The sequence below is a fragment of the Microbacterium gilvum genome, from assembly GCF_039543865.1.
Classification (GTDB): domain Bacteria; phylum Actinomycetota; class Actinomycetes; order Actinomycetales; family Microbacteriaceae; genus Microbacterium; species Microbacterium gilvum.
Window position 1 is genome coordinate 507,304 of the sequence record NZ_BAABKO010000002.1, and the last position, 19,426, is coordinate 526,729.

The 19,426-nt window shown below is 72.9% G+C and carries 17 protein-coding genes and 1 tRNA gene; 12 read left to right on the forward strand and 6 right to left on the reverse strand.

The window, feature by feature from the left end; genetic code table 11:
• Positions 1–6 precede the first annotated feature (6 nt).
• Positions 7–507 (reverse strand): FHA domain-containing protein FhaB/FipA, encoded by a 501-nt coding sequence (locus ABD998_RS08205; protein WP_345437894.1) that lies wholly within the window; start codon positions 505–507, stop codon positions 7–9.
• Complete coding sequence (locus tag ABD998_RS08210; protein WP_345437896.1) at positions 504–1,238, reverse strand: DUF3662 and FHA domain-containing protein; 735 nt, start codon at positions 1,236–1,238, stop codon at positions 504–506. Before ABD998_RS08210 ends, ABD998_RS08205 begins: the two co-directional genes overlap by 4 nt.
• Positions 1,239–1,451: 213 nt before the next feature.
• Between ABD998_RS08210 and ABD998_RS08215 the strand changes: the two genes are divergently transcribed.
• From ABD998_RS08215 to ABD998_RS08225, 3 genes are all read left to right on the forward strand, one after another.
• Positions 1,452–1,535, forward strand: a tRNA-Leu gene (locus ABD998_RS08215).
• A gap of 93 nt (positions 1,536–1,628) precedes the next feature.
• Complete coding sequence (locus ABD998_RS08220) at positions 1,629–1,961, forward strand: DUF6804 family protein (protein ID WP_345437898.1); 333 nt, start codon at positions 1,629–1,631, stop codon at positions 1,959–1,961.
• Positions 1,962–2,016: 55 nt separating this feature from the next.
• Positions 2,017–2,307, forward strand: a complete 291-nt coding sequence (locus tag ABD998_RS08225; protein WP_345437900.1) for a DUF4287 domain-containing protein — start codon at positions 2,017–2,019, stop codon at positions 2,305–2,307.
• A 51-nt stretch (positions 2,308–2,358) separates the two neighbouring features.
• On the opposite strand, the gene ABD998_RS08230 is transcribed toward ABD998_RS08225, so the two are convergent.
• On the reverse strand, positions 2,359–3,708 hold the full coding sequence (locus ABD998_RS08230; protein WP_345437902.1) for a protealysin inhibitor emfourin: 1,350 nt from the start codon (positions 3,706–3,708) through the stop codon (positions 2,359–2,361).
• Between the two features lie 430 nt (positions 3,709–4,138).
• Here ABD998_RS08230 and ABD998_RS08235 point away from each other — a divergent pair, with 430 nt between their 5' ends.
• The 5 genes from ABD998_RS08235 (at position 4,139) to ABD998_RS08255 (ending at position 9,765) form a co-directional block, all read left to right on the forward strand.
• Positions 4,139–5,131, forward strand: a complete 993-nt coding sequence (locus ABD998_RS08235; RefSeq protein ID WP_345437904.1) for a LacI family DNA-binding transcriptional regulator — start codon at positions 4,139–4,141, stop codon at positions 5,129–5,131.
• A gap of 272 nt (positions 5,132–5,403) precedes the next feature.
• On the forward strand, positions 5,404–7,002 hold the full coding sequence (locus ABD998_RS08240; protein ID WP_345437906.1) for a xylulokinase: 1,599 nt from the start codon (positions 5,404–5,406) through the stop codon (positions 7,000–7,002).
• Positions 7,003–7,009: 7 nt separating this feature from the next.
• Positions 7,010–7,723, forward strand: coding sequence for an L-ribulose-5-phosphate 4-epimerase (locus ABD998_RS08245; protein ID WP_345437908.1), 714 nt, complete (start codon positions 7,010–7,012; stop codon positions 7,721–7,723).
• Positions 7,720–9,240 (forward strand): L-arabinose isomerase, encoded by a 1,521-nt coding sequence (araA, locus tag ABD998_RS08250; RefSeq protein WP_345437910.1) that lies wholly within the window; start codon positions 7,720–7,722, stop codon positions 9,238–9,240. Before ABD998_RS08245 ends, araA begins: the two co-directional genes overlap by 4 nt.
• A gap of 318 nt (positions 9,241–9,558) precedes the next feature.
• A complete protein-coding gene (locus ABD998_RS08255) occupies positions 9,559–9,765 on the forward strand; it encodes a cold-shock protein (RefSeq protein ID WP_156242614.1) in 207 nt (68 codons plus the stop codon).
• Between the two features lie 65 nt (positions 9,766–9,830).
• On the opposite strand, the gene ABD998_RS08260 is transcribed toward ABD998_RS08255, so the two are convergent.
• The 3 genes from ABD998_RS08260 to ABD998_RS08270 are packed head-to-tail and all read right to left on the reverse strand — an operon-like array spanning position 9,831 to position 13,059.
• Entirely contained in the window at positions 9,831–11,099 is a 1,269-nt protein-coding gene (locus ABD998_RS08260; protein ID WP_345437913.1) for a hypothetical protein, read from the reverse strand.
• Positions 11,096–11,782 (reverse strand): HAD hydrolase-like protein, encoded by a 687-nt coding sequence (locus ABD998_RS08265; RefSeq protein WP_345437915.1) that lies wholly within the window; start codon positions 11,780–11,782, stop codon positions 11,096–11,098. Before ABD998_RS08265 ends, ABD998_RS08260 begins: the two co-directional genes overlap by 4 nt.
• Before the next feature lie 44 nt (positions 11,783–11,826).
• Positions 11,827–13,059, reverse strand: coding sequence for an ROK family transcriptional regulator (locus ABD998_RS08270; RefSeq protein WP_345437917.1), 1,233 nt, complete (start codon positions 13,057–13,059; stop codon positions 11,827–11,829).
• Between the two features lie 120 nt (positions 13,060–13,179).
• Here ABD998_RS08270 and ABD998_RS08275 point away from each other — a divergent pair, with 120 nt between their 5' ends.
• The 4 genes from ABD998_RS08275 to ABD998_RS08290 are packed head-to-tail and all read left to right on the forward strand — an operon-like array spanning position 13,180 to position 19,417.
• Positions 13,180–14,526, forward strand: coding sequence for an extracellular solute-binding protein (locus ABD998_RS08275; protein WP_345438260.1), 1,347 nt, complete (start codon positions 13,180–13,182; stop codon positions 14,524–14,526).
• Positions 14,519–15,475, forward strand: coding sequence for a carbohydrate ABC transporter permease (locus tag ABD998_RS08280; RefSeq protein WP_345437919.1), 957 nt, complete (start codon positions 14,519–14,521; stop codon positions 15,473–15,475). The genes ABD998_RS08275 and ABD998_RS08280 overlap by 8 nt, the downstream gene beginning before the upstream one ends.
• Positions 15,472–16,314, forward strand: a complete 843-nt coding sequence (locus ABD998_RS08285) for a carbohydrate ABC transporter permease (RefSeq protein WP_345437922.1) — start codon at positions 15,472–15,474, stop codon at positions 16,312–16,314. The genes ABD998_RS08280 and ABD998_RS08285 overlap by 4 nt, the downstream gene beginning before the upstream one ends.
• A gap of 25 nt (positions 16,315–16,339) precedes the next feature.
• Entirely contained in the window at positions 16,340–19,417 is a 3,078-nt protein-coding gene (locus ABD998_RS08290) for an alpha-mannosidase (protein WP_345437924.1), read from the forward strand.
• The last annotated feature ends 9 nt before the right edge of the window (positions 19,418–19,426 follow it).

Sequence of the window (19,426 nt, forward strand, 5' to 3'; positions counted from 1 at the left end):
CGGGGGTTACTTCCGCAGCTCGAAGGTCGTGGCGCCGACCTTGACCGGGACGCCGAACGGAACGGGGACGGGGGTGTTCGGCGAGACGCGCTGGCCGTCGAGGAACGTGCCGTTGGTCGACTCGAGGTCCTGCAGGACCCACTGTTCGCCGCGCAGGAGGAGCCGCGCGTGATGGCTCGACGTGTAGTCGTCGCGGATGACGAGCCCCGACTCGCTCGAGCGGCCGATCGTGAGCGCGTCGCGGCCGAGCGGGAGCTCGAGGCCCGCCTTCGGGCCCGAGGTGATGACGATGCGCGTGCCCGGCGAGGCGGCGGCGACCGGCGGTGAGGGACGCGGGGGAGTCGACGGCGCGCTCGCCGCGGGCGGGGCGGCGGCAGCCGACTGCGGGAGCTTCCGCACGCGGACGCCGAAGATGTCTGCCCGCAGCGAGAACACGACGGCGAAGACGAAGAGCCACAGCACGAGGAGGAACGCGTACTGGAGCAGCAGCTGGGTGAGCTCGTTCATCGATCCCCTCCACGGAAGTCGTACAGCTCCGTGACCGCCTCGTGGCGGGCCACGCGCTGCTCGGGGGCAGTGAGGGGGACGAGTCGGAAGACGATGTCGGTGCGTCCGATCGTGATGACCTGCCCGTTCTCGAGGGGGGCCTGCTTCACGGTGCGGCCGTCGAGCTTCGATCCGTTCGTGGAGCCGAGGTCGCGCACCATGGCGCGCTCGCCGTCCCACAGCACCTCGACGTGCCGCCGGCTCGTGCCGGGGTCGGGGATCGTGATGTCGGCGTCGCTGCCTCGCCCGATGACCGTGCGTGCCCGGGCGAGCGGATGGCGGCGGCCCGAGATCTCGACGACGGCGCGCCAGTCGACGCGGCCCTCGGCCGTGACGGAGTCGACGCCGAGCGTCCCCGTCGACACCTGGGGGTCGGTGCGCAGTGTGATCGAGACGGGACCGGGGAGGCTGTAGCCCTGTTTCGAGGCGTGCGCCCGCACGATCTCGTCGAGCTCGGTGGTGAGCGCGGAGCCGAGCGCGGCCATCCGCTGGGCGTCGGCGGGGCTGAGGCTGACGGTGAACGAGTTGGGAGCGAGCACGCGGTCGCGGGTGACGATGGCGGCCTTCTTGTCGAGCTCGCTCCGCAGCGCGGACGCGATCTCGACGGGCTGGAGCCCGCTGCGGAAGGTCTTCGCGAACGCGCCGTTGACGACGCGCTCGAGTCCCTTCTCGAAGCTGTCAAGTAGTCCCACGGGGCTCCTCTGGCAGGCCGACTGGTCAGGGTCATGTTAGCCAGGTCGCCTGGAAGCGCGGTGCCGTGCGGCGTCGGATGGCGACGCGAGGCGGATGAGGATCATCCTCGCGGGGGACATCGGGGCGTCGACGCGCCCGCCGTGGCCCGGTTTCGCGGGTGCTCGCGGCCCGTGATATCCTCGGGAAGTTGGGTCCGGAGCGATTCGGACTCTGCGCGAGTGGCGGAATTGGCAGACGCGCTGGCTTCAGGTGCCAGTGCCTTCACGGGCGTGTGGGTTCAAGTCCCACCTCGCGCACAGGCAGAGCCCCGGTCTTCGGACCGGGGCTCTTCTCGTCTGCGGCGCCTACCATCGAGGGATGCGCGCTCACGACTCCCGGCCGGCCATCCGATGAGCGGGAAGAAGGAGCCGGCGCCGCAGCGCAACGCGTTCGCCCCCGGCCTCATCGGCGCCGCGGCGCTGTTCGTCGGGCCGGCGCTGCTGGAGTCGGACGTGTACCTCGTCATCCGGTTCGTCGTCGCGATCCTCGCCGCGATCGTCGCGTGGTTCGCGTTCTCTGCCGGTCAGTGGTGGTGGGGCGTCGTCTTCGTCGCGGTCGTCGTGCTGTGGAACCCGGCGTATCCGATCGACCTGCCGAACGAGGCGTGGGCGCCGCTGCACATCGCCGGGGCGGTGTGCTTCATCGTCGCGGGGGCGCTCGTGAAGACGCCGGCGCGGGAGTAGCCCTCCGCGGCCCTGCCCGCCATGCTGATGGTGTCCGCACACCGATCGGAGACCTATGTCGTTCCAGGCGTACCTCGACAACATCGAGACGAAGACGGGGCTGACCCCGCGGCAGTTCATCGACCTCGCAGCAGAGCACGGGTTCGGCCCGGGGACGAAGGCGACGCCCATCCTGGAATGGCTGAAGGACGAGCACGGCCTCGGCCGGGGCCATGGGATGGCCCTCGTGCACGTCATCACGAAGGGCGCCGCGATCGACGCGAAGCACGTCGGGTCGGGCGGCGCGCACGCCGACGCCTCCGACACGCTGTGGCTCGACGGGATCGCGACGAAGCCGACGGAATGACGGCGAGCCGCGCGCGCATGCGGCGCTCGGCGGGCGCGGCCGCGCGGCCGGTCAGCGGCGGCTGTCGCCGCGGTCGAGGATGCTCCGGAGCAGCGAGAGGACGTCGTCGGGGAGCTCGCCCTCGCCGACCGTGATGTCGATGCGCTGCGAGATCTCGATCCGCCACGTGTAGGCGTCGGGCTTCGGCGGGGCGTCGGGCAGATCGGCGAGCGCGCCCGAGTCGACGAGCTCCTCGAGGCGCTCGCGCTCGGGGTCGGGGAGCGCCGACTCCGGCACCTCCGCGACGTGGACCCGGCCGAGGAGGCCGCCCGACCGCTCGACGCGCACCGTCTCGTCGTCCACGGCCGGGTCGGCCGCCGTCGACGCGTCGTCGAGGCCGACGCCGACCTTCGCCCAGGCGTCGGCCACCGCCGCGCGCTCGCGCGAGTCCGCGCCGAACCGGGCGGCGGCCGCGGCGACGGTGGCGGACGCGAACGCCGCGAAGTCGGCGTCGGGCGCCACGGCGCGCTGCTCGAGCACGTCCATCCACACGCGGCCCGCGCCTTCCCACGCGGGGCCGCCGATCGCGGTCGCGGCGAGGAAGAACGCATGGTTCGGGATGCCGGAGTTGATGTGCACGCCGCCGTTGTCGCTCGACGTGACGACGTAGCCGGCCATCGTGGCGGGCTGCGGGTCCTTCCCGAGCACGTCGTCGTCGTACGCCGTGCCCGGGGCCGCCATCGAGCGCAGGGCGACGCCCTCCACCCGGTCGGTGAAGAGTCCGGCGCCGATGAGCCAGTCGGCCTCCTCGGCCGTCTGCGCCAGGAGGTGCTGCTTGACGAGGCTGCCGACGGCATCCGCGATCGACTCGTTGAGGGCGCCGGACTGCCCCTGGTAGACGAGGTCGACGGTCGCCTGCACGAGGCCGTGGGCGAGCTCGTGCCCCACGACGTCGACCGCGGCCGTGAACGAGCCGAAGATCTCGCCGTCGCCGTCGCCGAACACCATCCGCTCGCCATCCCAGAAGGCGTTGTCGTAGCGCTCGCCGTAGTGCACCGTGGCGAGGAGCGGACGGCCCGCGCCGTCGAGCGAATCGCGCCCGAACGCGGCGTGCAGCAGCTGCCAGGTCGCGCCGAGGGCGTCGTACGCCTCGTCGACGGAGCGGTCGCCCGTCGCCGGATCGCCCTCGCGCCGCGCCGTGCGGCCGGGGAGGGCCGTGGATCCGCCCGCGTCGGAGATCGTGCGCTGCGGACCCGCTCCCGCGGTCGCCGTCGTCGCGAACGTCGGCCGGGGCGCCGATGCCGATCGGCGGGTGCGCAGCGAGCCGTCGACGGCGAGCGTCTGCTGCGCGCAGCTCGCGACGGCCGGCTCGGCGTGGTCGGCGAGGCGCTCGAGCAGGAAGGGCGGCACGATTCCGTTCATGCCGCGACCCTACGGCGAGGCGCCGACATCCGGGCGGCGGGACTCGGGCGGCACGGGCGACGGGAGTCGGGCGGCGGGAGTCGGGCGGGGGAGCCGGGCGGCGGGGCGGGTCGGGCGCGCCGGGATTCGGATGCGTGGGGCGGGGGACGGGTGTGCGCGGCGTCCGAACGGAGCGGGCCGGGATTCGGATCGACGCGGCGGGTGTGGGCGTGTCGGGTGACAGGGGTGGGCTTCTGCATCACGGGCCCGACGGGCGGCACGGGCGACGATGTCACCGGCGGGCGTGCTGAGGAGGCAGGGGCTTCCGGGCGGGCGTCGAGACGACAGGTGCGTCCTGATGGCGGACGGCCCGCATGGCGGATGGCCCGGAGGGCCGGGAGTGCGGCGCGCGTGCCACGGCCCGCTACCGTGGTCGGGACGGGAGGGCCGGATGGCGCAGCAGCGGCGGGTGCCGAGCATCTACGACGTGGCGGAGCGCGCGGGCGTCTCGCATCAGACCGTGTCGCGCGTGCTCAATGACTACGAGGGCATCCGTCCGGCCACGCGCGAGAAGGTGCGCGAGGCCATCCGAGAGCTCGGCTATCGCCGGAGCGTCGCCGCGCGCACGCTCGCGACGAACCGGACGGGATCGATCGGCGTGCTCGCGCCGGCCACCGCGGCGTACGGCGCCGTGAGCACGCTGCTCGCCGTCGAGCACGCCGTGCGCGACGCCGGATACCGTCCGCTCGTGACGAGCGTCGTGCCCGAGTCGGACGCCGCCCGCGCGGGGATCGAGTTCCTCCTCGACCACTCCGTCGAGGCGCTCGTGGCGATCGCGCCCTACCGCTCCATGCTGGCCGAGCTGGAGGGAGCGGGTCTGCCCGTGCTCGCCCTGCAGGCGGGAGGCGAAGGCCCCGACGCGGTGGCCGTCGATCAGCGCGCGGGGGTCGACGCCCTGCTCGACCACCTCGTCGCGCTCGGGCATACGGCCATCCAGCACGTGGCAGGACCGAGCGGCTACATCGAGGCCGACCTGCGGAGGGACGCGTTCGAGACGGCCGTCGCCGACCGCGGGCTGCTGGCTCTCCCGGTGCTCGCGGGCGACTGGACGGCCGACGCCGGGTACGCGCTCGCCGCGGATCTCGCGCCGGAGGCGACCGCGGTGCTCGCCGGGAACGACCAGATGGCGCTGGGGATCGTGCACGGACTCGCCGATCGCGACGTCACGGTGCCGCGCGATGTCAGCGTGACGGGGTTCGACGACATCCCGGAGGCGGCGCACAGCCTGCCCCCGCTCACGACCGCCCATCAGGACTTTGCCGAGATCGGGCGGCTGGCGGTCGCGAGGCTCGTCGCGCGGCTCGACGGCGCGGACGGCCCGGTGTCGGACTCCGTCGCGCCGCGGCTCGTCGTGCGCGGCTCGACGGCCCCTCCGCGCCGCTAGCCCGCTGCTGCCGTCCGGGTGGCGGTTGGGGTCCGTTTCGGGGGGTTTGGGGCCGGGAAGTGCGACCTGGGCGGGTGGGTGCTGCCGGGAGGGGATGGCCGGGGCCGACGGGCCGACGGGCCGACAGGCCGACAGGCGGACAGGCCGGCGCGGCTCGCGCGGCCGTGCCGCTGCGGTCGTCGGGGCGTCGGCGCGATTGCACGGGATGCCGACGGCGGGTACGCTGGGACGCGCGCTGATGTGAGCGCTCACATGTATGTCGAGGAGGACGGATGGCGGAGGCGATCGCGCAGGCGGCGCTCGGGATCGAGTTGGGATCCACGCGGATCAAGGCGTGCCTCGTCGCGCCGGACGGCACGACGCTCGCCTCGGGCGGGTACACGTGGGAGAACCGGCTCGTCGACGGCCTGTGGACCTACGGCCTCGACGAGGTCCGCGCGGGCATCCGCGCCGCCTACGCCGAGCTCGCCGCGGAGGTCGAGCGCAGCCACGGCGTGCGCCCCTCGGAGGTCGCCGCGATCGGCGTCTCGGCGATGATGCACGGCTACCTCGCCTTCGACGAGGCGGGTGAGCTGCTCGTGCCGTTCCGCACGTGGCGCAACACGAACACGGGACCGGCGGCGGCCGAGCTGAGCGACGCGCTCGACTTCGCCATCCCGCTGCGGTGGTCTGCTGCGCATCTCTATCAGGCCGTCCTCGACGGCGAGGCGCACGTCGCCCGCGTCGCGCACGTGACGACGCTCGCCGGCTACGTGCACGAGCTGCTCACGGGCCGGCGCGTGCTCGGGGTGGGCGACGCGTCCGGCATGTTCCCGATCGACACGGCCGCCGGCGGATACGACGCAGCCAAGCTCGCCGTCTTCGACGAGCGGGCCGGCGCTCACGGCTTCGCGCGACCCCTCGCCGATCTCCTCCCCGCCGTGCTGAGCGCGGGCGACGACGCGGGCTCGCTCACGGCGGATGGCGCCGCCCTCCTCGACGAGACCGGCTCGCTCCGGGCGGGCGCTCCGCTCTGCCCTCCCGAGGGAGATGCCGGAACCGGCATGGTGGCGACTGGTGCCGTCGCCCCGCGCACCGGCAACGTGAGCGCGGGCACGAGCATCTTCGCCATGGTCGTGCTGGAGCGCGCACCCGGCGCGCCCCACGACGAGATCGACATCGTCACGACCCCCGCCGGCGACGCGGTCGCCATGGTGCACTGCAACAACGGCGCGAGCGAGCTCGACGCGTGGGCCGGCCTCTTCGGCGAGTTCGCCGCGGCCCTCGGCCATCCCGTCGCCCCCGACGCCGTGTTCGGAGCCCTCCTGGGCGGCGCGCTCGACGCCGACGCGGACGGCCTCATCGCCTACAACCTGCTGTCGGGAGAGCCGATCGCGGGCCTCGACGAGGGGCGTCCGCTGATCGTGCGCGCGCCCGGCGCGGCGCTCACGCTCGGCGGCTTCGCCCGCGCGCAGCTGCAGGGGGCCTTCGCCGCGCTGAGCGTCGGCATGCGCACCCTCGCCGACGAGGGCGTCGCGATCGACGAGCTGCGCGCCCACGGCGGCGTTTTCCGCACGAAGGGCGTCGCGCAGCGCATCCTCGCCGCAGCCCTGGATGCCCCGGTGTCGGTCTCCGAGACGGCGTCGGAGGGCGGTGCCTGGGGGGCCGCGGTGCTCGCGCACTACCGTCGCGCCCGCCTCGACGGCGAGCGGGCGGGGCTCGCCGCCTGGCTCGACGCCGGCATCCTCTCGGACGCGGCGTCGGAGACCATCCGCCCCGAGCCCGCCGAGGTCGCCGCGTTCGACGCGTACCGCGACCGCTGGGTCGCGGGGCTCGCCATCGAGCACGCCGCGGTCGCGGCCGTCCCCGTCACGACCCCCGAAACCGAGTGAGGACAGAATGACCGACTTCAGCCCCGAGGTGCAGAGCGCGATCGAGCGCGTCCGCGCCGACGTCGCCGCCCTCCACGCCGAGCTCGTGCGCTACCAGCTCGTCGTCTGGACCGGCGGCAACGTGTCGGGCCGCGTGCCCGGCGCCGACCTCTTCGTCATCAAGCCGTCTGGCGTGGGCTACGACGACCTGGCCCCCGAGAACATGATCCTGTGCGACCTCGACGGCGCCGTGATCCCCGGCACGCCCGGATCCGACCGCAGCCCGTCGAGCGACACCGCCGCGCACGCATACGTGTACCGGAATATGCCGGAGGTCGGCGGCGTCGTGCACACGCACTCCACCTACGCCGTGGCCTGGGCGGCACGCGCCGAGCCCATCCCGTGCGTCATCACGGGGATGGCCGACGAGTTCGGCGGCGAGATCCCCATCGGCCCCTTCGCGGTGATCGGCGACGACTCCATCGGACGCGGCATCGTCGAGACGCTGCGCGGGCACCGCTCGCGCGCCGTCCTCATGCAGAACCACGGCCCGTTCACGATCGGCAAGGACGCGAAGGACGCCGTGAAGGCCGCCGTCATGGTCGAGGACTCCGCCCGCAGCATCCACATCTCCCGGCAGCTCGGCGAGCCCGTCGCCATCCCGCAGGAGAAGATCGACCACCTCTACAACCGCTACCAGAACGTGTACGGCCAGACGCCCCAGGGAGGCATGAACCGATGAGCCGCAGCATCATCCCCGATCTCGCACAGCACGAGGTGTGGTTCCTCACGGGGAGCCAGCACCTCTACGGCGAGGAGACTCTCCGACAGGTCGCCGAGCAGTCGCAGCAGGTCGCGCAGGGTCTCGTCGACTCCCCGGATGTCCCGGTGCGCGTCGTGTGGAAGCCCGTGCTGACGGGCTCGGACGAGATCCGCCGCGTCGTGCTCGAGGCCAACGCCGACGACAACGTCATCGGCCTCATCGCCTGGATGCACACCTTCAGCCCCGCGAAGATGTGGATCGCGGGCCTCAACGCGCTGCAGAAGCCGCTCCTCCACCTGCACACGCAGGTCAACGTCGAGCTGCCCTACGCCGACATCGACTTCGACTTCATGAACCTCAACCAGGCCGCCCACGGCGACCGCGAGTTCGGGTACATCGAGACGCGCCTCGGCATCCCTCGCACGACCGTCGTCGGCCACGTCAGCGACCCCGCCGTCACGGCGCGGGTCGGCGTGTGGACGCGGGCCGCGGCGGGCCGCGCGGCCTCGCAGGGGCTCAAGCTCGCGCGCTTCGGCGACAACATGCGCTACGTCGCCGTGACGGAGGGCGACAAGACGGAGGCGGAGATCCGCCTCGGCGTCCAGGTCAACACGTGGGGTGTGAACGACCTCGTCGAGGCCGTGGACGCCGCGAGCGAGGCGGACGTCGACGCGCTCGTCGCGGAGTACCTCGACCTCTACGACGTCGCCGACGAGCTGAAGCCGGGTGGCGAGCGCGCGGAGTCGCTGCGCTACGGCGCCAAGGTCGAGATCGGCCTGCGCTCGTTCCTCGAGGCCGGCGGCTTCAGCGCCTTCACGACGTCGTTCGAGGACCTGGGCGGGCTGCGCCAGCTGCCCGGTCTCGCGGTGCAGCGCCTCATGGCCGACGGCTACGGCTTCGGCGCGGAGGGCGACTGGAAGACGGCCGTCCTCGTGCGCCTGGCGGCTGTGATGGGGGCGGGTCTCCCGGGCGGCGCGAGCCTCATGGAGGACTACACGTACCATCTCGAGCCGGGCAACGAGCTCATCCTCGGCGCCCACATGCTCGAGGTCAGCCCGAGCCTCACGACCTCGAAGCCGCGCCTCGAGGTGCACCCGCTCGGCATCGGCGACCGCGAGGACCCGGTGCGACTCGTCTTCACGGCCGAAGCCGGCCCCGCCGTCGTCGTCGCGATGAGCGATCTGCGCGACCGGTTCCGCCTCGTGGCGAACGTCGTCGAGAACGTCGACCTGCCCGCCCCGATGCCCAAGCTCCCGGTGGGCCACGCGCTCTGGAAGCCCGCCCCCGACTTCCACACCTCGGCCGCCGCGTGGCTCGCCGCGGGCGCCGCCCACCACACCGTCATGTCGACGCAGGTGGGCGTGGAGGTGTTCCGCGACTTCGCGAAGATCTCCGGGATCGAGCTCGTCACGATCGACGACGCGACGACGCTCGACGCGTTCGACCGCGAGCTGCGCTGGAACGCCGTGTACTACCGCGTGGCGCAGGGGCTCTGACCCCCGCGGAGGGCCTCCCGCCCGGGCGGGAGGCCCTCCGCAGACGCAACTTATGAATCCGCTCCGTGTCCCCCATTTGGGGGACACGTGCGCTACACTCGTACGCAGACGTCCCTCTCGGTCGTCCAGCCCTCATCGCTATCCCCCCTAGTCGATGAGGGCTGATTCTTTTTCCGCCGGGTACGACGCGCGGCGCCACGAGGCGACGCGCCGCGTCATCTGCGGGAAAGCCCCCTATCATTTCCGGCCGCACTCCCGTAGCGTTGACGATGTCGGCGCGAGATCTGCGTCGGCACCCAACAACAAGAACGGCAGTACATGAGCACGCAGGGCACCGTCAAGTGGTTCAACTCGGAGAAGGGCTTCGGCTTCATCGCTCCGGACGAGGGCGGCTCTGACGTCTTCGCGCACTACACCGCAATCACCGCGAGCGGCTACCGCTCGCTCGAGGAGAACCAGCGCGTCGAGTTCGAGATCGCGCAGGGTCCCAAGGGACTTCAGGCGGAGAACATCCGCCCGCTGTAAACCACAGCGACACAGAAGGGCCCGTGCGATCGCTCGCACGGGCCCTTCTTCGTGCGCGGGAGCGCTCAGACGCGCAGGGGCGTCGCGAGCGCCTGCGCGTCCTCGGCGTGGCGGATCGCGCGGCGGGCGTCGTCGAGCGCCGCCACCGGGTCGTGCGCCTGGCGGGCGCGGGCGAGCTCGTCCCGCGCCGCATCGAGGCGCACGCGCGCCTCGAGCGAGGCACCGGGCTGGACCGCCGCCTCGGCGCGCGCGAGGGCGCTGCGTGCCGCGGCGAGCGTTCCCGGCAGCGCTCCTCGCGCGCCGAGCAGGCGCTGCTGCACGGTGCGCGCGTCGGCGAGAGCGCGATCGAGCCGGTCGCGCAGGCGGGCGATCTCCTCGTTCACATGCACCGGCCGGGCCTGCGCCTGCGCGCGCAGCTCGTCGAGCCGACGCGCGGCCGCGTCGATCTCGCGGCCGAGGCGGTCGGCGTCGGCGGGCGGGAGCGCGGCGCGGATGCCCGTGGCCGAGCGGATGGCGCCGGCCGCGCCCGTGAGCTCGCCCGCGACGGCCTGCGCCGACTGCACGACGATGCGGTGGCGCTCCTCGAGGACCCGGAACCCGCGTTCGGCGGACCGCAGCGCGCGCTCCGCGGCCGCGAGGTCGGCGAGCGCGGACGCGGACGGATCGGCCGCCTTGTCCGCTGCGGAGCGCAGGCTCTCGTCGGCCGCCTCGATCTCGCGGCCGGCCCGGTCGGCTGCCGCCTCGGCATCCGCCCACTCCGAGCGATCCGCGCGCTCGGCGAGCTCGGCGAGGAGCGCGGTCGGGTCGCCCGTGCGCGACCTCAGCGCGGCGAGCCGCCCGCGTGCCGCCGCGACCTGATCGGCGGCCGCGGCATGCGTGCGGGTCCACTCCCGATGGTCGTCGCGCGCCGTCGCCACGCGCTGGGCCGCGGCGTCCACGCGCGCGCGCAGCGTTCGCGCATCGCGTCGCACATGAGCCGGGAGGCGGTCGTCCTCACGGAGCGCGCGGTACGTCGAGAACGCGTCGTCGCGTGTGTGCTGGGCGCTCATGCGCGCACGGCGCAGGCTCGCGGGCGGGTCGCCGTCGTACAGGGCGCCCGAGAGAGCGATCTCCAGCTCGAGCTCGTCGAGGTCGTCGTCGAGGGCGACGAGGGCCGCGCCGACCTCGTCGAGCGCGGTCGCCGCCTTCGAGCGGGCGCGTCTGCCCCGACGGACGCGCTTCGTCGACCAGACGATGAGGACCAGGGCCGCTGCCGCCCCGCCGAACACGACCGCGGCGGGCAGCAGCCAGGCGAGGAGCGTCGCGGGGTCGATCTCGAGACGGGGCACGGTCATCCGCCTGGCGAGGCGAGGAGCAGCGCCCGCAGCTGGTCGATGTCGTCGACGACCGCGGCGGCGCCCTCCTCCTCTCCGGGTGTGCCGAACCCCCATCGCACGTGGATGACGGGGATGCCGTGCTCGGCCGCGCCGTCGACGTCGTGGTGCCGGTCGCCGATGAGCACGGGCCGCGACACGTCGACACCGGCCGCGGCCATCCGCTCGATCGCCTTGGCGATGACGGTCGACTTCGTGTCGAGCGCATCGGCGGCGGGCGACGCCCCCGTCATGGTGACGAAGCAGTCGTCGACGCCGTAGTGCTCGAGGATCCCCGCGACCTGGTTCTCGGGCTTCGAGCTCGCGGTGGCCTGCGGCACGCCCGCTTCGTGCACCTCCCGTAGCAGCTCCGGCACGCCGGGATAGAGGACGACGGACGACGCGAAGCCCTCGCGCGTCGCGAGCGCGCGGTAGCGTTCGACGGCGTCGACCGCCTCATCCGGGCTCAGCATGGCGTGCACCTGGAACGACTCCAGGATGGGCGGGCCGATCCAGGCGGAGAGGTCCTCGGGTCCCGGCGGGGTGCGGCCGAGGTCCTCCAGCACCCGGACGATCCGGGGGAGGATGCCTGCGGAGGCATCGGCGATCGTGCCGTCGACGTCCCAGAGGATGCAGGACCAGGGGGAGATGCCGGGCGACGCCATGCTCCCACCCTACCGACGCACCCGTCCGCGGCAGCGGAGGCGGATCAGGCGGATGCGGGGCGGAGCAACGGTGTCGACGACGGCGCGAACACGGCGCTCAGGACCTGGCACCCGGCGCCCACCGCGGTGGCGTCGGCTCCGACCACGGAGGTGCCCACGCGCAGCGGATGCGGCAGCACGTACGCCTTCGACGCGTCCACCCGGCGGCGGATCTCGGTGAGCGCGACGGGCGCGAGGTGGTTCCAGAAGGCGCCGCTCACCACGACGTCGGCGAGGTCGAGGAGGTTCGCGACGAGCACCACGGCGGTCGCGATGTCGCCGGCGATGCCGTCGACGATCGTCCGGACGCGCGCGTCGTCGTCGGCCGCGGCGCACGCCTCGGCGTAGGCGGCCGCCACGGCGTCGTGGTCGTCGAGCGAGACGGGCGCGATCGCGCCCGCCTCCGCCGCCTCGCGCACGAGCCGCGCCGGCGCGATGTTCTCGCCGAGGCAGCCGCGGTTGCCGCACGCGCACAGCGGGCCGTCGTGCGAGACGCGCAGATGGCCGATGTCGCCGAGGTTCGACGTCGCCCCGCGGCGTACGCTGCGGTCGAGCGCGATGCCGAGGCCCACGCCCGTTCCGATGTAGAGCACGGCGAAGTCGTCGCGGTCGGGATCGCCGGCCGACCAGAGCTCGCCGATCGTGGCCGCGGTGACGTCCTTCTCGAGCGTCACCGGCATCCCGAGCGCGTCGCCCAGCGCGTCGCGCAGCGGCACGCCGTCCCACCCCGGAAGGAGGGGCGGGTTGTCCACGGTGCCCCGCTCGAGGTCGAGGGGGCCGGGTGCGGCGATGCCGATGCCGAGGAGCCGATCGCGGTCGATGTGCGCCTCCGCGACGAGCGCCTCGACAGAGCCGACCATGCTGTCGACGACATCGGCGGGCGAGAGCACGCGCGGCGTCGGCGTCACGGCGCGGGCCACGACCGCGCCGGCGAGATCGACGACGGTGTACGTGATGAACGACGGATCGAGGTGGATGCCGATCGCCGAGCGCGCCTCCGGGACGAGGTGCAGCGCCGTCCGCGGCTTTCCCGGGCCGGTCGCGGTGCGCTCGCCCTCGCGGATGAGCCCTGCGGCGAGCAGACGTCGCGTCGCGTTCGTCGCGGTCTGCGACGACAGCCCCGTCTGGGCGGCGATCTCGACCCTGCTCACGCCGCCCGGGGCCATCCGGATGACGTCGAGCACGACCGACTGGTTGAACTCGCCGATCGACGGCAGATTCGCACCGCGTCGCGACATCGGGCACCTCCGAGACCAGTATCGACCCCTCGACCTCTTGACTTTAGTAAACCAAGACGATTTATTAATTCGGGACGGCCGCGCATCGGGGCGCCGGCCCGACGACAGAGGAGTCTCATGATGCGCAGGACGATGACGTCGCTGGCACTGCTGGGCGGAGGGGCGCTGCTGCTCTCCGGCTGCGGCGGAGGCGCGGGCGGCGACGCGGACACGATCCGCGTGGCGTACCAGAAGTTCGGCACGTTCACGCAGCTCGACGATCTGCTCCAGGAGGTGAAGAGCGATTTCGAGGCGACGCACGAGGGCATCACCGTCGAGCTCGTGCCGATCGAGGCGCAGCAGAACGACTACTTCACGAAGCTGGCGCTCATGAACCAGTCGCCCTCGACGGCACCCGACGTCATGTACGAGGACACCTTCATGATCAAGTCGGATGTCGACGCCGGCTATCTCGCCCCGCTCGACGACTACGTCGCCGACTGGGACGAGTGGGACTCCTTCTTCGACAACGCCAAGCAGGCGGGGCTCGGCGACGACGGCGGCGTCTACGGCATCCCCATGGGCACCGACACCCGCGCGCTCTGGTACAACACCGAGCTCTTCGCGCAGGCGGGCCTCCCCGTGCCGTGGGAGCCCGCGACGTGGCAGGACGTGCTCGACGCGGCGGAGGCCATCCGCGCCGAGATGCCCGACGTCATCCCGCTCAACGTCTACTCGGGCAAGCCGCAGGGCGAGGCGGCGGCGATGCAGGGGTTCGAGATGCTGCTCTACGGGACCGGCGACACCCTCTACGACACCGGGACGTCGAAGTGGGTCACGGGCTCGCAGGGCTTCGTCGACTCGCTGCAGTTCATCGCCGACGTCTACCAGGGCGAGCTCGGTCCGACACCGCAGCAGGCGCTCGACACCAACGTCGGCACGTCGGTCGCCGCGGAATGGCTGCCGGCGGGCGAGCTCGCGATCGCCCTCGACGGCTCGTGGCTGAGCGGCACGTGGCTCGAGACCGGCACGGCGCCCTGGCCGGAGTGGGAGGAGGTCATGGCGCAGGCGCCCATGCCGACGCAGGACGGCCAGGATCCGGGTGCCGTGAGCATGTCGGGCGGATGGACCCTCGCGATGGGCTCCGACTCCGACAACCCGGACGCGGCGTGGGACTTCATCGCCCTCGCGCTCGACAAGGACAACTCGCAGGCGTACGACATCGCCGCGAGCCAGATCGCGGTGCGCTCGGACGTGGCGGAGGACCCCGACTACATCGCCGCGAACCCCTCGTTCGAGTTCTTCTCGTCGCTCGTTCCCGTCACGAACTACCGGCCGGCGACGAGCGACTACGCGCAGATCTCCAACGAGATCACGGTCGCCATGGAGGCCGTCATGACCGGCCAGCAGACCCCGGAGGAGGCGGCTGCGGCGTACGACGAGGCCGTCGTCGGCATCGTCGGCGAGGAGAACACGCAGGATGGCTGACGTCGCCTCCGAGACCGCCCTCGTCGTCGGCGTCGATCCGCGCCGACGGCGGGGCGGGCCGCGTCCGCGCGGCGGAGCGCTCCGTCGCGACGCGGTGCGCGCGCTCCCGCTGCTGCCCGCCGTCGTCCTGCTCGCCGTGTTCCTGCTCGGGCCGGTCATCAGCTCGTTCTACGGCGCGTTCACCAACGCGGCGCTGCGCGGGGCGGCCGCGCGGGAGGCCGAGTTCGTCGGCTTCCAGAACTACATCGACCTGTTCTCCGACCCCGACTTCCCGAAGTCCGTCTGGCTCACCCTGGTCTTCCTCGTCGGCTCGGCCATCCTCGGCCAGAACGTCCTCGGGATGCTCCTCGCCGTCGCGATGCGCTCGTCGGCACGGCCCGTGCGCGCCGTCGTCTCGACCATCGTGGTCGGCGCCTGGGTGCTCCCGGAGATCGTCGCGTCGTTCGCCGCCTACGCCTTCTTCGCGCAGGACGGCACCCTGAACGCGATCCTGGCCGGCGTGGGGATCGAAGGGCCGTCGTGGCTCTACGACGCCCCCATGCTGTCGGTCATCCTCGCGAACATCTGGCGCGGCACGGCGTTCTCGATGCTCGTGTACTCGGCCGCCCTGTACGAGGTGCCGCCCGAGATCACCGAGTCGGCGGAGGTCGACGGCGCACGGGGATGGCAGCGGTTCCTCTGGATCACCCTGCCGATGATCCGCCGCAGCATCTCGACGAACCTCATGCTCACCACGCTGCAGACGCTGTCGGTGTTCACCCTCATCTACGTCATGACGGGAGGCGGCCCCGGCACCGACTCGTCGACGCTGCCCGTCCTCGCCTACCAGGAGGCCTTCAAGTTCTCCGAGCTGGGCTTCGGAACCGCGATCGCGACCATCCTGCTCGTCGTCGGCGGCATCTTCTCCGTCGTCTACATCCGCGCCCTCCGACCCGAGGAGGACCGATGACGCTCGCCCTCACCTCGCCGCGCGGCCGCGGGCTGCGCGTCGCCGCGAACCTCGTGCTCGTGCTCATCGGGCTGGCGTTCCTGCTGCCGATCGTCTGGCTCGTGCTGGCCTCCCTCGACCGCAGGGCGACGCTCTCGGTCGCGCTCCCGCAGGAGTGGACCCTCGACAACTTCGCCGCCGTCCTCACCCCCGACCTCGCCTTCGAGCCGCTGTGGAACAGCGTCGTGCTCTCGGGCGGATGCGCCATCGTGACCGTGGCGGTGGCGGTGCTGGCGGCCTACCCGCTCTCGCGGTACCGCCTCCGCATCAACAAGCCCTTCCTCTACGGCGTGCTCTTCGGCACGTGCCTGCCGATCACCGCCATGATGGTGCCCGTCTACATGCTGTTCGTGTGGTTCGACCTCATCGACTCCGTGCCGGGGACGATCCTGTTCCTCGCCGCGACGTCGCTGCCGATGGCGATCTGGATGACGAAGAACTTCATGGACGGCGTGCCCATCTCACTCGAGGAGGCCGCGTGGGTGGACGGGGCGTCGATGCTGACGACCCTGACCCGGGTCGTCATGCCCCTCATGCGCTCGGGGATCGGGGTCGTGTTCATCTTCGTGTTCATGCAGGCGTGGGGGAACTTCTTCGTCCCCTTCGTGCTGCTCCTGAGCCCCGACCGCCAGCCGGCCGCCGTCAGCATCTTCGCCTTCTTCGGGCAGTACGGGGCCGTCGCCTACGGACAGCTCGCCGCCTTCTCGCTCATCTACTCCGTCCCCGTCCTCGCGCTCTACGTGCTCGTCACGCGGCTCTCGGGCGGCTCGTTCGCCCTCGCCGGCGCCGTCAAGGGCTGATCGCCCGCCGAAAGGAACACCCGTCATGCACGACGACTCCGTCCTCGTCTCGAGGAGGATCACCCGCACCTTCCGCGACCGCATCGCGCCGGCCGTCCGCGCCGAGCGGATGCCCGTCGACATCGTCGCGTGGGAGGCGCCGGGGGAGCCGGTGCCGTTCGCCGAGGCGCGGGACGCCGCGTACGCGCCGCTCGCCGCTGGCACGCCCTGGGGCCGCCCGTGGGGCACGACCTGGATGCGGGTGCGCGGCGAGGTGCCGGCCGCCTGGCGTGCGCTCGCGGCAGCGGGCACGCACGCGGTCGAGCTCGTCGTCGACCTCGGGTTCACGGGCGGGCAGCCCGGCTTCCAGGCCGAGGCGCTCGTGCGCACGCCCGACGGGCGCATCGTGAAGGGCATCGAGCCGCTCAACGACTGGGTCGCCGTCGACGGCGACGCGTTCGACCTCTTCATCGAGGCGGCCTCCAACCCCGACGTCGGATCGGACTGGTCGTTCCGCCCGACCCCGCTCGGCGACCCCGCGACGGCGGGGGACGCGCCGATCTACGTCCTGCGCGGCGTCTGGCTCGCGCTGCGCGACCTCGCCGCGGCCGCCCTCGAACGCGACTGGTCCGTGCTCGAGGGGCTGCTCGCGGTCCTGCCGGAGCGCTCGCCCCGGCGAGCGGGCATCCTGCGCGCGCTGGAGCGGGCATCCGACGTGCTCGACCCCGACGACGTCGCCGGGTCCGCGCAGGCGGCGCGCGACGCGCTCGCGCCCGCGCTCGCGGTGTCCGCGTCGGGGTCGGCGCACCGCGTCGCCGCCGTCGGGCATGCGCACATCGACTCGGCCTGGCTCTGGCCCGTGCGCGAGACCATCCGCAAGTGCGCCCGCACGTTCTCGAACGTGCTCGACCTCATGGACCGCCATCCCGACTTCGTCTTCGCCGCCTCGTCGGCGCAGCAGTACGCGTGGATGAAGGAGCACTATCCCGACGTGTTCGCCCGCATCCGCGAGCGCGTCGCCGAGGGCCGCTGGGCGCCCGTGGGCGGCATGTGGGTGGAGTCGGATACGAACATGCCGGGCGGGGAGGCCCTCGCGCGGCAGTTCGTCGCGGGCAAGGGCTTCTTCCTGCGCGAGCTCGGCGTCGAGACGACGGAGGTGTGGCTGCCCGACTCGTTCGGGTACTCGGGTGCGCTTCCGCAGATCGTCGCGGCATCGGCGTCGGAGAACTTCCTCACGCAGAAGATCTCGTGGAACGAGACGAACGTCATGCCGCACCACACCTTCCACTGGGAGGGGATCGACGGCACGCGCGTGTTCACGCACTTCCCGCCCGTCGACACCTACAACTCCGACCTCGGCGCGGAGGACCTCGCCCGCGCCGAGCGCCAGAACGCCGAGCGCGGGCTCAGCGACCTGTCGCTCGTGCCCTTCGGATTCGGCGACGGCGGCGGCGGCCCGACGCGCGAGATGATCGAGACCGCGCATCGCAAGGCCGACCTCGACGGGTCGCCGCGCGTCGAGCTGACCCGCCCCGACGCCTTCTTCGCCCAGGTGCGCGCCGAGCACCCGTCGCCCGCGACGTGGTCGGGTGAGCTCTACCTCGAGTTCCACCGCGGCACCTACACCTCGCAGGCCGGCACGAAGGCCGGCAACAGGCGCAGCGAGCACCTGCTCCGCGAGGCGGAGCTGTGGGCCGCGACCGCGGCCGTCCGCACGGGCGCGCCCTACCCGGCAGAGGCCATCCGCTCGGCGTGGGAGACGGTGCTGCTGCTGCAGTTCCACGACATTCTTCCCGGCTCGTCGATCGCATGGGTGCACCAGCAGGCCGAAGAGAGCCACGCCCGTGTGGCGCGCGAGCTCGAGGGGATCATCGCGGCCGCCCTCGACGCGCTTGCGGGCGACGGCGGCGACGACGTCGTGTTCAACGCGGCACCCGTCGCGCTCGGCGGGGCGCCGGCGCTCGGGGCGGGGCCGGCTGCGGGTCGCGCCGCCTCCCGGGTCGCGACGGCGGGCGCGGGCGAGGGCTCGACGCAGGCTGCGGGGGGCTCGGCGGGGGGCTCGGCGGTGGGCTCGACGGTGGGCTCGGCAGAGGTCTCGGCGGGGGCGGACGGCGCGGTGATCGAGGGCGAGCACGTGCGCGTCGTCGTCGACGAGCGGGGCGAGATCGTCTCGTTCGCGGCCGACGGGCGGGAGATCGTGCCGCCGGGCGGGCGAGGCAACGTGCTGCAGCTGTTCCGCGACACCCCGACGCAGTGGGACGCGTGGGACATCGACCACCACTTCAACCGCACGCCCCTGCCCGCGGCGCGGGTGGAGTCGCTCCGGATCGAGGGCGACGCCGTGGTGGTGGTGCGCTCCGTGGGCGACTCGTCCGTGACGCAGCGGCTCGCGCTCTCCCCGGATGGCCGCGCGCTCGACATCGAGACGACGGTCGACTGGCGGGAGCGGCAGAAGCTCCTGAAACTCGCCTTCGACGTCGACGTGCTCGCCGACACCGCGGCCTCGGAGATCCAGTTCGGGCACATCCGCCGCCCGGTGGCCGCGAACACGTCGTGGGACGCCGCGCGCTTCGAGACCGTCGCGCACCGCTGGCTGCACGTCGACGAGCCGGGGTTCGGGGTCACGATCGCCAACGACCGCGTCTACGGGCACGATGTCACGCGCATCGCCCGGCAGGGCGGCGGCGCCGCGACCCGGGTGAGGGAGTCGCTGCTGCGCGCGCCCGTCTTCCCCGATCCCGCGGCCGACGTGGGTGTGCACGTGTTCCGCCACTCGCTGTCGGCGGGCGGCGTGCTGGACGCGGCGGGCGAGGGATACCGCCTCAACCTGCCGGGGCGCGTGCGGCGCGGAGGCCCGGTCGAACCCCTCGTGCGCGTGGAGGGGTCGCCGTCGGTGCTCGTCGAGGCCGTCAAGCTCGCCGAGGACGGCTCGGGGGATGTCGTCGTGCGGCTCTACGAGGCACGAGGCGGGCGCGCATCCGCCCGCCTCGAGACGGGGTTCGCCGCAGCGGGCGCGGTGCGCACCGACCTGCTGGAGCGCGCGCTCGGCGCGCAGCCGGCCGACGCGCTCGCGCTCGACCTGCGGCCCTTCGAGCTCGTGACGGTGCGGATCGCTCGGGCGTAGCCCGCCCTC